The following is a 13,946-nucleotide window of genomic DNA, read 5'->3' on the forward strand; positions in this document are numbered from 1 at the left end:
GCCCGGCCCTTCAAATGGACCAAGACCGCCGACCAGATCCTCGACCGCATCTGCCGCTACTGCGACAGGATCTCCAAACCAGGTCACTAGTCCCCGTCCGCCACCAGTCCCGCGTACGCCTCCACCAACTGCCTGCGGGAGTCGTCGAGATAGTCGGCGAGCAGCCGGACGGCCCCGTTCCGCTCGCCCGCCCGCAGCGCTTCCAGAATCTCCCGGTTCCGTATGAGATAGGGCTGATGGAGCCGTTTCGGGTCGTCCACCACATGGAAGGCGAGCCGCAGTTCGGCCAGGACGCCGCGCATCAGCTCGTCCGTGCGCGCGCTGCCCGCGAGGCCCACAAGCTCCCGGTGGAAGTGGATGTTGGCGGTGGAGACGCCCTGCCAGTCGTGCCGGCGGGCCGCCCGCTCCCCGCCCGCCACCGCCGCGTCCAGCGTCTCCAGCGCGTACGGGGGTCCGCCCAGGCCCTGGACGACGGCGCACTCGACCAGGCGTCTGGTCCGGTAGATGTCCTCGACGTCCTCGACCGCCAGGACCCGCACGAACACCCCGCGGTTGAGTTCGTGGACCAGCAGCCGCTCGTGGGTCAGCAGCCGGAACGCCTCGCGCAGCGTGTTGCGCGAGACCCCGAGCGCCTTGCCGATGGCGTCCTCCGCGAGGCGCTCCCCCGGCGGGAAGTAACCCTCGGCGATGCGGCCGCGCAGGATGTCCGCGACCCGCTCGGCCGTACTGGTGCGGCCGAGCAGCGGGCGGTCGTCCGCCAGCCCGCCGGCCTCGGACTCCGTCGTCCCCACGGCATCCTCACTCCCCCGCCGACCACGGCCGTCGGCGCGCGGCTCCCATCGTAGAACGCGATCACACGACGCAGGACGTCTCGACATGACTCTTGTCGGATTGTTCAACGATCCTCTAGCTTGGGCGTCACCGCACAGCTCCCCTCCACGCACACGCCCCCTGCGAGGTGCAGATGAGCACGACCCAGGCAGAGCCGGTACAGGGCGAACTCCCCGGCAGCGGCGGCCCGTTCGGCTGGCTGCGGGCGCTCGGCCCCCGCGGCCGCCGCGCCTTCGGCGGCGCGTTCGGCGGCTACGCCCTCGACTCCTACGACTACTTCACGCTGCCGCTGAGCATGGTCGCGATCGGCGCGTACTTCGGGCTCGACCACGGCCAGACCGGCCTGCTCACCACCGTGACCCTGGTGGTCTCGGCGGTCGGCGGCGCGCTCGCCGGGATCCTCGCCGACCGTATCGGCCGGGTGAAGGCGCTGATGATCACGGTGATCACCTATGCGGTGTTCACCGTGGCGTGCGGCTTCGCGCCCACGTACGAGACGCTGATGGTCTGCCGCGCCCTGCAGGGCTTCGGCTTCGGAGGCGAGTGGGCGGTGGGCGCGATCCTGGTCGCCGAGTACGCCTCGGCCAAGGACCGGGGCCGTACCCTCGGCGCCGTGCAGAGCGCCTGGGCGGCCGGGTGGGCGCTGGCCGTCATCGTCTACACGCTGGTCTTCCACTACGTGGACGCGGACACCGCCTGGCGCGTGATGTTCTGGACGGGCGCGCTGCCCGCCCTCCTGGTGATCTACATCCGCCGCAACGTCAGCGACGCCCCTCAGGCCGCCGAGCAGCGCGCGGCCAGTCAACAGCGTGGCTCCTTCGCCGCGATCTTCAAGAAGGACCTGCTGCGCGCCACGTTCTTCGCGACGCTGCTGTCCACCGGTGTCCAGGGCGGCTACTACACGCTCGCCACCTGGGTGCCGACCTACCTGAAGACCGAGCGCGGGCTCACCGTCGTCGGCACCGGCGGCTATCTGACGTTCCTGATCTCGGGCGCCTTCCTCGGCTATCTCACCGGCGGCGTGCTCAGCGACCGGCTCGGCCGCAAGCGGAACATCCAGCTCTTCGCCGTCCTGTCCGCGCTCTGCATCCTGGTGTACACGCACATCCCGTCCGGTGCGAACACCCTGCTGCTCGTCCTCGGCTTCCCGCTGGGCTTCTGCATGTCCGCGATCTTCAGCGGGTTCGGCTCGTTCCTCAGCGAGCTCTATCCGACAGCCGTACGGGGCACGGGCCAGGGTTTCACGTACAACAGCGGCCGGGCCGTCGGCGCCTTCCTGCCCACTCTCGTGGGCTACCTCTCCGACAGCTGGGGCGTGGGCGGCGCGCTGGCGCTGGGCGCGATCGGCTACGCGCTGGCCGTGGTGGCCCTGTTCGGGCTGCCCGAGACCCGTGGACAGGAGCTGAAGTGAGCGCCGTCGAACCCCTGCCCCCGCCCGTCGCCCACGCGCGCGTGGCCGTGCCCCCGTCCCCCGTCGACCTCAACGCCGACCTGGGCGAGGGCTTCGGCCGCTGGCGGCTGACCGACGACGAACAGTTGCTGTCGGTCGTCACCAGCGCCAATGTGGCCTGTGGCTTCCACGCGGGCGACGCGGCCACCATGCGGCGCGTGTGCGCGCTGGCTGCCGAGCGCGGGGTGCGCATCGGCGCCCAGGTCTCGTACCGCGATCTGGCCGGCTTCGGACGGCGCTCCATGGACGTCCCGCCGGACGAGCTCGCGGCCGAGGTCGCCTACCAGATAGGCGCGCTTGAGGTCTTCGCGCGGGCCGCGGGCAGCCGGGTCGCCTACGTCAAACCGCACGGCGCGCTCTACAACCGCGTCGTCCACGACGAGGAGCAGGCGGCGGCCGTCGTCGAGGGGGTGTGCCTGGCGGGCGGTGCGCTGCCGGTGCTCGGGCTGCCCGGCTCCCGGCTCCTGGCGCGGGCCCGGGAGGCCGGACTGCCCGTCGTCACCGAGGCGTTCGGGGACCGCGCGTACACCGCGCGCGGCACGCTCGTGCCGCGCGGCGAGGACGGCGCGGTCGTCACCGACCCGGACGCGGTCGTCGAGCGGTCGCTCGCCCTGGCCCGGACCGGGAAAGTCGTCGCCGCGACCGGCGAGAGCGTCGACGTACGCGCGCGTTCCCTCTGTCTGCACGGCGACACCCCCGGCGCCGCCTCCCTGGCCCGGCGGGTGCGACAGGTCCTGGAGGGCGCGGGTGTGCGGGTGGAGGCGTTCGCGTGAGACGTGTGCTGCCGATGCGGACGCTGCCGGCCGGTGACCGCGCGCTCCTCGTCGAGCTGGAGAGCGGCGAGGACGCCGAGGCCCTCCACGCCGAGCTGCTGCGCCGCCGCGCCGCCGGAAGCCTGCCTCCCGTACGGGAGATCGTCCCGGCGGCGCGTACGGTCCTGCTCGACGGGCTGGACGACCCCGCGCGCCTCGCGGCGCTGCTGCCCGGCTGGGAGGTGCCGCCGCCGCGCGCGGACGTGGGCGCGGTGGTGGAGATCCCGGTCCGCTACGACGGCCCCGACCTGGCCGAGGTCGCGGCCGTGTGGGGCGTCTCGCCCGAGGCGGCGGTACGGATCCACCGCGCGGCCGAATTCCGGGTGGCCTTCTGCGGGTTCGCGCCCGGCTTCGGCTATCTGACGGGCCTGCCCGAGCGGTACGCGGTGCCCCGCCGCGCCACCCCGAGGACAACGGTCCCGACCGGTTCGGTGGCTCTGGCGGGCCCGTACACCGGTGTCTATCCGCGCTCGTCGCCGGGCGGCTGGCAGCTCGTCGGCACCACGGACGCCATGCTCTGGGACCCGGGCCGGGAGCCCGCCGCCCTGCTCGCACCGGGCACCCGGGTGCGCTTCGTCCCCCGGGGCGGGGCATGACGGACCGGGCCTTCTGTGTCGTCCGGGCCGGCGCGCTCACCTGTGTCCAGGACGAGGGGCGCCCCGGCCACGCCCACCTGGGCGTGCCGCGTTCGGGGGCGCTCGACCTGCCCGCGAGCCGCCTCGCCAACCGGCTGGTGGGCAACCCGCCGGGCGCCGCCATTCTGGAGACGACGCTGAACGGGTGCGCGGTGCGGCCCCGCCGTGCCGTCACGGTCGCGGTGACGGGGGCGCCCTGCCCGGTGTCCGTCGACGGGTGCCCGGCGGCGTGGGGCGCGCCGGTGCGGGTGCCCGCAGGGGCCGTCCTGGAGGTCGGCGCCGCGGTGCGCGGGGTGCGCTCCTATGTGGCGTTCGCCGGAGGGGTCGCCGTCGAGCCGGTCCTCGGCAGCCGCTCCACCGACCTGCTCTCGGGGCTGGGCCCGGCGCCGCTCACGGACCGCGCCGTCCTGCCCCTGGGGCGTCCGGCCGGGCCCCACGCGCGCGTGGACGCGGCTCCGGCGCCGGGGCCGCCCCGGGAGCTGGTGCTGCGGATGCTGCCGGGCCCGCGCGCCGACTGGTTCACGGCGGAGGCCTTCGGCGCCCTCGCCGCCGGTCGCTACCGGGTCTCGTCCGCGAGCAACCGCATCGGCCTGCGCACCGAGGGCCCGGCGCTGGAACGCGCGGTCCACGGCGAGCTGCCCAGCGAGGGCATGGTGTGGGGCGCGGTCCAAGTGCCGCCGGACGGGCGCCCGGTGGTGTTCCTGGCCGACCATCCGACCACCGGCGGCTATCCGGTGGTGGGCGTGGTCGCCGGGGCGGACCTGGCCGCCGCCGCACAGGCCGCGCCCGGCACACCGCTGCGGTTCGCGCCCGTACGGCGGTCCGCCTTCCGGAACCGTCAGGAGCCGTAGCCGCCGCCTCCTGGCGTACGGACGACCAGGACGTCCCCGGGGCCCACCTCGAGCGTGTCCACGCCGCCCAGCGGCTCGCTGCGGCCGTCCGCGCGCTCGATCAGGTTCTCGCCGAGCGCGCCCGGAGCGCCGCCCGCCATGCCGTACGGCGGGACGCGCCGGTGGCCGGTCAGCAGGGCGACGGTCATCGGCTCCAGGAAACGGATCCGGCGCTCGGCTCCGCACCCGCCCGTCCACCGGCCCCGCCCGCCGCTGCCCTCCCGTACGGCGAAGGCGTCCACGCGCACCGGGTAGCGCCACTCCAGCACCTCCGGGTCGGTGAGGCGCGAGTTGGTCATATGGGTCTGCACGGCGTCCGCGCCGTCGAAGCCGTCGCCCGCTCCCGAGCCGCTGGCCACCGTCTCGTAGTACTGCACCCGGTCGTTGCCGAAGGTCACGTTGTTCATCGTCCCCGAGCCCTCGGCCTGGATCCCCAGGGCCGCGTACAGCGCGCCCGTGACGGCCTGGGAGGTTTCGACGTTTCCCGCGACGGTCGCGGCCGGGTGCTCCGGCGCCAGCATCGAACCCTGCGGCACCCGTACCTCAAGCGGCTTCAGACAGCCGCTGTTGAGCGGGATGTCGTCGTCCACCAACGTCCGGAAGACGTAAAGGACGGCCGCCATCACCACGGACCTGGGCGCGTTGAAGTTGCCCGGCTGCTGTGGCGAGGTGCCGGTGAAGTCCAGTACGGCGCCGCGGCTCTCGCGGTCCACAGTGACCGCGACCCGGATGACGGCGCCGCCGTCGGTCTCGTAGGCGTACGAGCCGTCGCTCAGCCGCGCCACGATCCGCCGCACGGACTCCTCGGCGTTGGCCTGCACGTGCCCCATGTAGGCCTGGACGACGTCGAGCCCGAACTCGTCGGTCATGCGGCGCAGTTCGGCGATGCCCTTCTCGTTGGCGGCGATCTGGGCACGCAGGTCGGCGAGGTTGGTGTCGGGGTCGCGCGAGGGGTGGGCGGCGCCGGTGAGCAGCTCGCGCGTCTCGGCCTCGCGCAGCCGCCCGTCCCGTACGAGCAGCCAGTTGTCGAAGAGCACGCCCTCCTCGTCGACGGTGCGGCTGAAGGCGGGCATGGAGCCCGGGGTGATGCCGCCGATCTCGGCGTGGTGGCCGCGCGAGGCGACCAGGAACCGCAGCTCCTCGCCGTCGAACACGGGCGTCACCACGGTGACGTCGGGCAGATGGGTGCCACCGTGGTACGGGTCGTTGATGGCGTAGACGTCACCGGGCCGCATGGCGCCCGCGTTGCGGCGCAGCACCTCCTTGATGGACTCGCCCATCGAGCCCAAGTGCACCGGGATGTGCGGGGCGTTGGCGATCAGGTTGCCCTCGGCGTCGAAGAGCGCGCAGGAGAAGTCGAGGCGCTCCTTGATGTTGACGGAGTGGGCGGTGTTCTCCAGGCGTACGCCCATCTGCTCGGCGATCGCCATGAAGAGGTTGTTGAAGACCTCCAGCATCACCGGGTCGACGTCCGTGCCCACGGCGGTGCGGCCGGGGCGGGGGCGCACCCGGGTGAGCAGCAGATGCCCCAGGTCCCCTGCGGCGGCCTGCCAGCCGTCGTCCACCACGGTGGTGGCGTCGGCCTCGGCGACGATCGCGGGCCCGGTGACGGTGTCGCCCGGCCGCAGGGCGGCGCGCCGGTGCAGCGGGACGTCCCGGCGCTCGCCCGCCACGAACATGCCCACGGTGTCGGAGGGCCCGGCCGCGCCCTCGCGCGCGTACTCCTCGACCTCGGGGGCGCCGTGCGGGCCCGCTGCGCCGACGGCCTCCACCGACACCGCCTCCACGACCAGCGGCTTGTCCATGGTGAAGGCGTACCGCGCGCGGTGGTCGCGCTCGAACGCCTCCCTCATGGCGTCCGCCGTGTCCAGGGCGACCGGCAGGCTCGCGTCCGTACCGGCGTAGCGGAGCAGTACGCGCGCGTGGGTGGTGATCGAGTCGTCCGGGATGCTGTCGGCGCGCAGTTCGGCACGCGTGCGTGCCGCGAGTGTGTCGCACAGCTCGCGCACCCGCCCGGCGGCGGCCTCGTCGAGCTCCGCCTCCACGGATCGCTCGCGCATCGCGGTCGCGTCGGCGAGGCCGATGCCATAGGCGGAGAGGACTCCGGCCAGCGGCGGTACGACGACGGTGTCGATGCCGAGCGCGTCCGCGACCGCGCAGGCGTGCTGGCCGCCGGCGCCGCCGAAGCTGGTCAGGGCGTAGCGGGTGACGTCGTGGCCGCGCTGCACGGAGATCTTCTTGACCGCGTTCGCCATGTTGAGCACGGCGATCTCCAGGAATCCGGCGGCGACCTCCTCGGGGGTGCGCCCGCCGCCGGTGCGCTCGGCCAGGGCGGCGAAACGTTCCCGTACCACCTCGGCGTCCAGCGGCAGATCTCCGTCGGGGCCGAACACCGCCGGGAAGTGGGCGGGCTGGATCCGGCCGAGCATCACATTGGCGTCGGTGACGGTGAGCGGGCCGCCCCGCCGGTAGCAGGCCGGGCCGGGAACCGCGCCCGCCGAGTCGGGGCCGACCCGGTAGCGCTGGCCGTCGTAGTGGAGCACCGAGCCGCCGCCTGCCGCGACGGTGTGGATGTTCATCATCGGGGCGCGCATCCGCACCCCGGCGACCTGGGTGGCGAAGTCCCGCTCGAAGGCGCCCGCGTAGTGCGAGACGTCGGTGGAGGTGCCGCCCATGTCGAAGCCGATCACGCGCGCGTGGCCCGCCTGTCCGGACGTACGGGCCATCCCGACGACGCCCCCGGCCGGGCCGGAGAGCACCGCGTCCTTGCCCCGGAAGTGCGCGGCTTCCCGCAAACCCCCGTTGGACTGCATGAACATCAGCCGTACGCCGTGGAGTTCCTCGGCGACCTCGTCGACATAGCGGCGCAGGATCGGCGAGAGGTAGGCGTCCACCACGGTGGTGTCGCCGCGCGGCACCAGCTTGATGAGCGGGCTCACCTCGTGCGAGCAGCTGACCTGGGTGAAGCCGAGCTCGCGGGCGGCCTCGGCGACGGCCACCTCGTGGTCCGGGTGGCGGTAGCCGTGCATCAGGACGACGGCGGCGCTGCGGAAGCCGTCCGCGTGGGCGGCCCGCAGCCCCTCGGTGACGCCCGCGAGGTCGAGCGGGCGGACGGTGACGCCGTGCGCGTCCACCCGCTCGGCGACCTCGACGACCCGCTCGTACACCGCGTCCGGCAGCACGATGTGCCGGTCGAACAGGCGCGGCCGGTTCTGGTACGCGATCCGCAGGGCGTCCCGGAAGCCCTCGGTGACGACCAGGACGGTCGGCTCGCCGCGCCGCTCCAGGAGGGCGTTGGTGGCGACGGTGGTGCCCATCTTGACGACGGAGATCCGGTCGGCCGGGACCGGCTCGTCGGGCCCGAGCCCGAGCAGCAGCCGGATCCCGGCGACCGCGGCGTCGCGGTGGCGCTCCGGGTCGTGGGAGAGGAGCTTGCGGCTGACCAGGCGCCCGTCCGGCCGGCGGCCCACCACGTCGGTGAAGGTGCCGCCACGGTCGATCCAGAACTCCCAGCGCCCTGTCATCCCCCCATTCTGGCAAGGCGGGGCCCGCGGGGAGCGCGCCGGCGGCCGCGAGCCTCGCGGCTCATATCACCGGTGCGTCCGGGCCCATCCGGTTGTGGATGGCGCTCTGTACCTCGGCCTCCTCGGCCGGGTCGTCCGCCAGGCGCCGCAGCCGCTCCGCCACGCGCGCGTCCACGAGCTCGGCGTACTGCGCGGCGACTTCGCGGGTGGTCTCCTCGCAGTCCCACAGGCACTCGACGGCGAAACCGGTGGCGAAGGAGGGGTCGGTGGCGGCGAGCGCGCGGGCGGTGCGGCCGCGCAGCTCGGAGGAGGCGGTCTCCCGGTAGAGGTGCCTCAGTACGGGGGCGGCGCAGCCGATGCCGAGCCGTCCCGCCCCGTCGACGAGGGGGCGCAGCAGGGGCGCGTCGGGCCCTTCGGAGCGCACGCACTCGCGCAGTGCGCCCAGGACCAGCTGGGCGTCATCGGCCTCGCCCCGGCAGGCGAGTACGCCCGCGGCGGCGGCGCCAAGGGCGTCGGGCCGGTGCACCCAGCCGCGGGCCCGGTCGACGGCCTCGGGCCCGCACATCCGCTCGTAGGCCTGGACGGCGGTCTCGGCCACGGTGCGGGAGCCGCCGCCGACGGCGGCCTCGATGAGGTCGAGGACGCGGGGATCGCGCGACTCGGTGAGGTAGTGCAGGGCGGCGCAGCGGGCACCGTCCGAGCCGGCCCGCGCGGCCTCGATGATGAGGTCGCGGTCGTCGGGTCCGGCCACCGCGCCCAGGCAGCGGGCGGCGGGCAGGGTGAGGTCGGCGCCGCGAGCCAGGCCTTCCTCGGCCCAGTCGAAGACGGCCTGGACGCTCCAGCCCGGACGGGGCCCGGACGGCCGCATCTGGCGCTGCCAGCGGTCGAAGGACCCGGCTTCCTGGGCGGCGCGCACCCGTGCGCCGACCGCGTCCCGCATGTCCTCGGCCCACAGCCGCCAGGGCCGGGGCTCGAAGGCGTCCCGCACGGTGGCGGCCAGTTCGGCGTCGCCCTCGGGGGTGCCGGGGAACCGGGCCAGGACGGGCTCGGCGAGGCCGCGCAGGCCCGCGTCGTCGTCACGCAGAGCGAGCTCGTCCAGGGCCCAGCTCCAGTTGGTGCCGCGCACCGCGTACCGCCGCAGCAGCAGCAGCGCGTCGTCCCTGCCGTAGGAGGCGAGGTGGCCGAGGACCGCGAGCGCGAGACCGGTGCGGTGCTCGTCGGCGTCCAGGACGTCCTCGGCGCTGAAGAGATGGGCCTCGATCTCGTCGAGTCCGCCGTCGAGATCCAGGTAGAGGCGCGCGTAGTACAGGGAGCGGTTCTCCACCTGCCAGTCGCGGCGGGGGTCGCTCAGTACACAGTGGTTCAGGGCCGCCAGGGCTTCTGGGCGGGGGGCGGCGAGCGCGTGCAGGGTGCCGTCGCCGCGGCCCCGCTGCAGCAGGCCGAGCAGCGTGCCGCTCGGCGCTATGACCGGATCAAACATGGAAGTAGCCTCACATCAAGCTGTCGACGCAACCGGGATTCGTGCCGTGCCTAGTAGGCCGCGCGCCAACATGTTCGGGCGTCCGCCGTCTTCCGCTTGCTGTGAGTCATCTTCCTGCCTCTCTTAGTGTCCCCCGATGTAAAAGGACCCTGCCCCTGATGAAGGGGCTCGTCGTCATGATGACCCAGGCATTTCGCCACCGCGACCACATTTACGAGCCCCTCTCACCAGGTACGCAGTGGGCACCCGGTGCAAACCTCAGCGGTCGCCGAAGAGTGCGAGCAGTTCCGTCTTGCCGAACATCCGTGCGGTGTCGAGCGCGGACGGCGCTCCGGCGGAAGGATCGGCTCCGCCTGCCAGCAGCGCCTTGACGACCGCGTCCTCGCCCTTGAAGACGGCACCCGCGAGCGGGGTCTGGCCGCGGTCGTTGGCGCGGTCGGGGTCGGCGCCGCGCGCGAGGAGCGCGGAGACCGCCTCCGCGTGCCCGTGATAGGCGGCGAGCATGACGAGCGTGTGACCCTGCTCATTGGTGAGGTCCGGCGAGACCCCGGCGTCGACGTACGCGGCGAGCGCCTCCGTGTCTCCCCGGCGGGCCAGATCGAAGATCCTGGTCGCCAGCTCGATCACCTCGGGATCGAGGGCATCGCTCATCGCACGGACCGCCTTTCACACCGCGTACGGCGCCCCTGTGAGCGCCCCTGACCTGGCACGTACGACTAAAGCGCCGTACGAGTGAATCGACAGGGTACTGCCCGTGGCACCGACATGACTCGACCCTCCGGGGGCAAAGCTCACCGCGAGTGACGGCATCCGGCCCGCGGCCGCACAGTGTCCCGCCCGCGACCCGGTTCCGTATCCGCCACTCCAGTGAAAATCACAGAATTTCACTCGATTGCACCTTTTATCACATAGATACTTCCTGTGATCCTGGAAGAACTCATGGTGACTGTCCCCATCAACCAGGAGAACTCCTCATGATCCTGTCCATCTCAGGCGTCGTCCTGCTCGGCATCATCGTCTTCCTCTTCTTCCGGAAAGACGGCCTCAAGGCGTCGCACGCCATGGTCTGCGCCCTCTTCGGCTTCTATCTCGCGGGCACGGCGATCGCCCCGAGCATCAAGGCCGGCGGCCAGAGCCTGGCCAGCCTGCTGGGCGGGATCAAGTTCTGACCTCCCGCAGTCCCCCCGACCACCCCCCAGGAGACCGACGTGGCCCGGCGACCACTCCCCCGCATTCTGAGCAGCACGAGCGTGCCGATCGCCCGCAGCCGCGAGATCGCGCGCACGGCCGCCGACAGCGCCGCCGACGTCCTCCATCCGCTCATCACGATCAGCCGCGGCCTGCGGCTGATCGCCGCCGCCCTGCGCGGCAAGTGGGCCGCCACGCCCAGGGAACGGCGTGGTCCCGCGCTGTTCCTGGTGGCGGCCGTGGTCCTGGTGGTCGCGCTCATCCCGTACGGGCCGCTGCTCGTCCTGATCAAGGTGATGGCCGCAGCCGCCTGGAAGGGTCGCGTGCGCACCCCCGTCAGGACCGGCCCCGACGAGGCCGAGACGGGCCGCCTCCAGGCCCTCTACGAGGCCCTGGTGCCCTACTTCTCGGTGCCGGAGGACCCCAGTCCGCTCTTCGCCCACGGCGGGGAGTGGGCCAACGCCTTCAGCGAGTACGAGTTCGACGACGCGGGCCGCGTCACCCGCGTCCTGATCCGCTACCCCGCGTACTTCACCGACGGCGAGCCCGAGTCCCGCGCCCGCATCGAGCAGCTGCTGCACACCAAGTCCGGGCGCGGCCGGGAGTACCGGTTCGAGTGGGACGAGGAGGGCAACCAGCTCGTCATGCGCGTCCTCGACGCGCTCCCCACCTCGATCGCCGCCCAGCGGTTCGTCGCCGGACCCGGCGAGACCGTGCTCGGGTTCACCGACGCCGACGCGGTGCAGCGGACCGTGCCGGTCACCGAGGGCGACGAGGTCCGCGACGCGCCGCCGGTCGTCTGGCGCACCGGCCCCCGCTCCACCGAGCCGCATCTGCTGGTGGTGGGCGAGCCGGGCAGCGGCACCACGACCCTGGTGCGCTCCATCGCCCTGCAGGCGCTCCAGCACGGTGACGTGCTCGTGGTCGAGGGCAGCGGCACCGGCGAGTACGCGTGCCTGGCCGGGCGCCGGGGCGTGCTCGCCGTCGAGTGCGGGCTCGCCGGGGCGCTGGCCACGCTGGAGTGGGCCGCGCACGAGACCGAGCGCCGGCTCATCGCCGCCAACCGCGCCCGTCAGGCGGGCCACCCGACTCCGGACGACATCAAGCGGCCGCTGTGGATCCTGCTCGACCGGCCGAGCGTCTTCGGGCACCTGGCCGCCGCCGACGGGCGGACCGACCCGCAGCAGCTGCTGCAGACCCCGCTGCGGCACGGGCGGGCGGCCGGGGTGACCGTGGTGGTCGCCGAGCAGTTCGACAGCCTGGAGGCGCTGACCGAGCCGGTACGCACGCACACCCGCGCGCGCGTGGTGCTGGGCCCCTGCACCCCGGCGCAGGCCGAGTGGGTCCTCGGGGTCCCGCCGCACACCACCCCGACCACGGCGGTCCCGCCCGGCCGCGGCTACGCCCGCCTGGGCACCGGGCCCGTCCTGCGCCTCCAGGTCCCGGCGACGCCGGACCCGTACGACGACGCGACCAGCGAGCAGCACCGCCAGGCGGTCCTGGACCTGCTCCCGGAGCGCGACCTCCCGGTGGAGGCGGCGCCCTGCCAGGAGGCGGTACCGGCGGAGGGGTGAGCCCACGCCGGGAGCGTCACGCCACGAACGTCCGCGGCGCCTCGCCCCCGGTGCTCGCCCCCTTCTCCACCAGCCGCGCCGCCGCCGCGAGCCGCGCCGCCGCCTCCTCGGCGACCGGGCCGCTCACGGTGAAGGGCAGCCGTACGTATCCCTCGAAGGCGCCGTCCACGCCGAACCGGGGGCCGGACGGCACCCGTACGCCGACCCGCTCGCCCACTTCCGCCAGGCGCGAGCCGGAGATCCCCCCGGTGCGCACCCAGAGGGTCAGCCCGCCGACCGGCACGTCGAACTCCCACTCCGGCAGCTCCCGGCGGACCGCCGACACCAGCGCGTCGCGGTTCTCGCGCGCCTGGGTGCGGCGCAGGTCGACCGCCTGTTCCCAACCGCCCGTGGCCATCAGCCAGTTGACGGCGAGCTGTTCCAGGACCGGGGTGCCCAGGTCCGCGTAGGCGCGGGCGGCGACGAGGGAGCGGATGACGTCGGGGGCCGCGCGCACCCAGCCGATGCGCATGCCCGCCCAGAACGCCTTGCTCGCCGAGCCCACCGTGAGCACGGTCGCGCCCCCCGGGTCGAAGGCGCAGACGGGGCGCGGCATGTCGATGCCCTCGTCCAGCCAGAGCTCGGACATGGTCTCGTCGACGACGAGCACGGTCCCGGCCGAGCGGGCCGCGTCCACCAGGGCGCGGCGCTGGTCCTCGTCGGCCAGCGCTCCCGTCGGGTTGTGGAAGTCGGCGACCACATAGGCGAGCCGGGGCGCGGAGTCGCGCAGCACCTGGCGCCACAGGGGCAGGTCCCAGCCGGTCAGCCCCTCGGCCATGGCGACGGGCACGAGCCGGGCCCCGGCCTCGCGCATCAGCTGGAGGATGTTGGCGTACGAGGGTGACTCGACCGCGATCCGCTCGCCGCGCCCGGCGAAGAGGTGGCAGATGGCGTCGATGGCGCCCATCGCGCCGGTGGTGACCATGATCTGCTCGGGCATGGTGGGGATGCCGCGCGCGGTGTACCGCTCGGCGAGCATCTGCCGCAGCGCGGGCAGCCCGGCCGGATAGTCGCCGTGGGTGTGCGCGTACGGCGGCAGCTCCTCCAGGGCGCCCTGGACCGAACGGGTCAGCCAGGGCTCGGGCGCGGGCAGCGCCGCGCATCCCAGGTCGATCATGGAGCCCAGCGACTCCGGCGGCAGCGGCTCCAGGCCGCGCGCGGGCAGCGGGTTGCCCGCCGGGACGGCCGTCCAGCTGCCCGCGCCCCGGCGGGACTCCAGGAAGCCCTCGCCGCGCAGCGCCTCGTAGGCGGCGGCGACCGTCGTGCGGCTGACCGAGAGCGCCAGGGCCAGCTCCCGCTCGGCGGGCAGGCGGGCCGCCACCGGCACCCGCCCCTCCAGGACGAGGAGGCGGATCCCGTCGGCGAGCGCCCGGTAGGCGGGCGGCTTGCGGGCCCCCGCCGGGTGGGGCTGCTGCTGTGCGTTGAGCTGACGGGCGAGCTGTGCCGGCCCGACCGCCGAGGTCCACTGCGCCATGGAAGTCAGTCCACCTTCCCCGAATTGGCCATGGTTGGGATGGGTTTCC

The 13,946-nt window shown here is 73.8% G+C and carries 11 protein-coding genes; 6 read left to right on the plus strand and 5 right to left on the minus strand.

Going from position 1 to position 13,946, the window contains the following annotated elements:
* Positions 1-86 precede the first annotated feature (86 nt).
* The gene (locus tag AB0G17_RS28655; protein ID WP_361388963.1) at positions 87-791 is read right to left on the minus strand and encodes a GntR family transcriptional regulator; all 705 of its coding nucleotides are present in this window, start codon (positions 789-791) and stop codon (positions 87-89) included.
* Between the two features lie 173 nt (positions 792-964).
* On the opposite strand from AB0G17_RS28655, the gene AB0G17_RS28660 reads away from it, so the two are divergent.
* The 4 genes from AB0G17_RS28660 to AB0G17_RS28675 are packed head-to-tail and all read left to right on the plus strand — an operon-like array spanning position 965 to position 4,579.
* The gene (locus AB0G17_RS28660; protein ID WP_361388966.1) at positions 965-2,242 is read left to right on the plus strand and encodes an MFS transporter; all 1,278 of its coding nucleotides are present in this window, start codon (positions 965-967) and stop codon (positions 2,240-2,242) included.
* Between the two features lie 47 nt (positions 2,243-2,289).
* A complete protein-coding gene (locus AB0G17_RS28665) occupies positions 2,290-3,054 on the plus strand; it encodes a 5-oxoprolinase subunit PxpA (protein WP_361389156.1) in 765 nt (254 codons plus the stop codon).
* A 14-nt stretch (positions 3,055-3,068) separates the two neighbouring features.
* Positions 3,069-3,689: a 5-oxoprolinase subunit PxpB gene (gene pxpB, locus AB0G17_RS28670; RefSeq protein ID WP_361389159.1), complete on the plus strand. Its 621-nt coding sequence runs from the start codon at positions 3,069-3,071 to the stop codon at positions 3,687-3,689.
* Complete coding sequence (locus tag AB0G17_RS28675; protein ID WP_361388969.1) at positions 3,686-4,579, plus strand: biotin-dependent carboxyltransferase family protein; 894 nt, start codon at positions 3,686-3,688, stop codon at positions 4,577-4,579. Before pxpB ends, AB0G17_RS28675 begins: the two co-directional genes overlap by 4 nt.
* On the opposite strand, the gene AB0G17_RS28680 is transcribed toward AB0G17_RS28675, so the two are convergent.
* From AB0G17_RS28680 to AB0G17_RS28690, 3 genes are all read right to left on the minus strand, one after another.
* Positions 4,567-8,142, minus strand: coding sequence for a hydantoinase B/oxoprolinase family protein (locus tag AB0G17_RS28680; protein ID WP_361388972.1), 3,576 nt, complete (start codon positions 8,140-8,142; stop codon positions 4,567-4,569). The genes AB0G17_RS28675 and AB0G17_RS28680 overlap by 13 nt on opposite strands.
* A 61-nt stretch (positions 8,143-8,203) precedes the next feature.
* Positions 8,204-9,622: a HEAT repeat domain-containing protein gene (locus AB0G17_RS28685; RefSeq protein ID WP_361388975.1), complete on the minus strand. Its 1,419-nt coding sequence runs from the start codon at positions 9,620-9,622 to the stop codon at positions 8,204-8,206.
* A 258-nt stretch (positions 9,623-9,880) separates the two neighbouring features.
* The gene (locus tag AB0G17_RS28690; RefSeq protein WP_361388978.1) at positions 9,881-10,273 is read right to left on the minus strand and encodes an ankyrin repeat domain-containing protein; all 393 of its coding nucleotides are present in this window, start codon (positions 10,271-10,273) and stop codon (positions 9,881-9,883) included.
* A gap of 323 nt (positions 10,274-10,596) precedes the next feature.
* Here AB0G17_RS28690 and AB0G17_RS28695 point away from each other — a divergent pair, with 323 nt between their 5' ends.
* Positions 10,597-10,791, plus strand: a complete 195-nt coding sequence (locus tag AB0G17_RS28695) for a hypothetical protein (RefSeq protein ID WP_067155558.1) — start codon at positions 10,597-10,599, stop codon at positions 10,789-10,791.
* 39 nt (positions 10,792-10,830) lie between these two features.
* A complete protein-coding gene (locus AB0G17_RS28700) occupies positions 10,831-12,384 on the plus strand; it encodes an ATP-binding protein (RefSeq protein WP_361388982.1) in 1,554 nt (517 codons plus the stop codon).
* 16 nt (positions 12,385-12,400) lie between these two features.
* Here the strand turns inward: AB0G17_RS28700 and AB0G17_RS28705 are convergent, their stop codons facing one another.
* Entirely contained in the window at positions 12,401-13,897 is a 1,497-nt protein-coding gene (locus AB0G17_RS28705) for a PLP-dependent aminotransferase family protein (protein WP_361388985.1), read from the minus strand.
* Positions 13,898-13,946: the final 49 nt, after the last annotated feature.

Source organism: Streptomyces sp. NPDC023838 (assembly GCF_040639555.1).
In the GTDB taxonomy this organism is placed as follows: domain Bacteria; phylum Actinomycetota; class Actinomycetes; order Streptomycetales; family Streptomycetaceae; genus Streptomyces.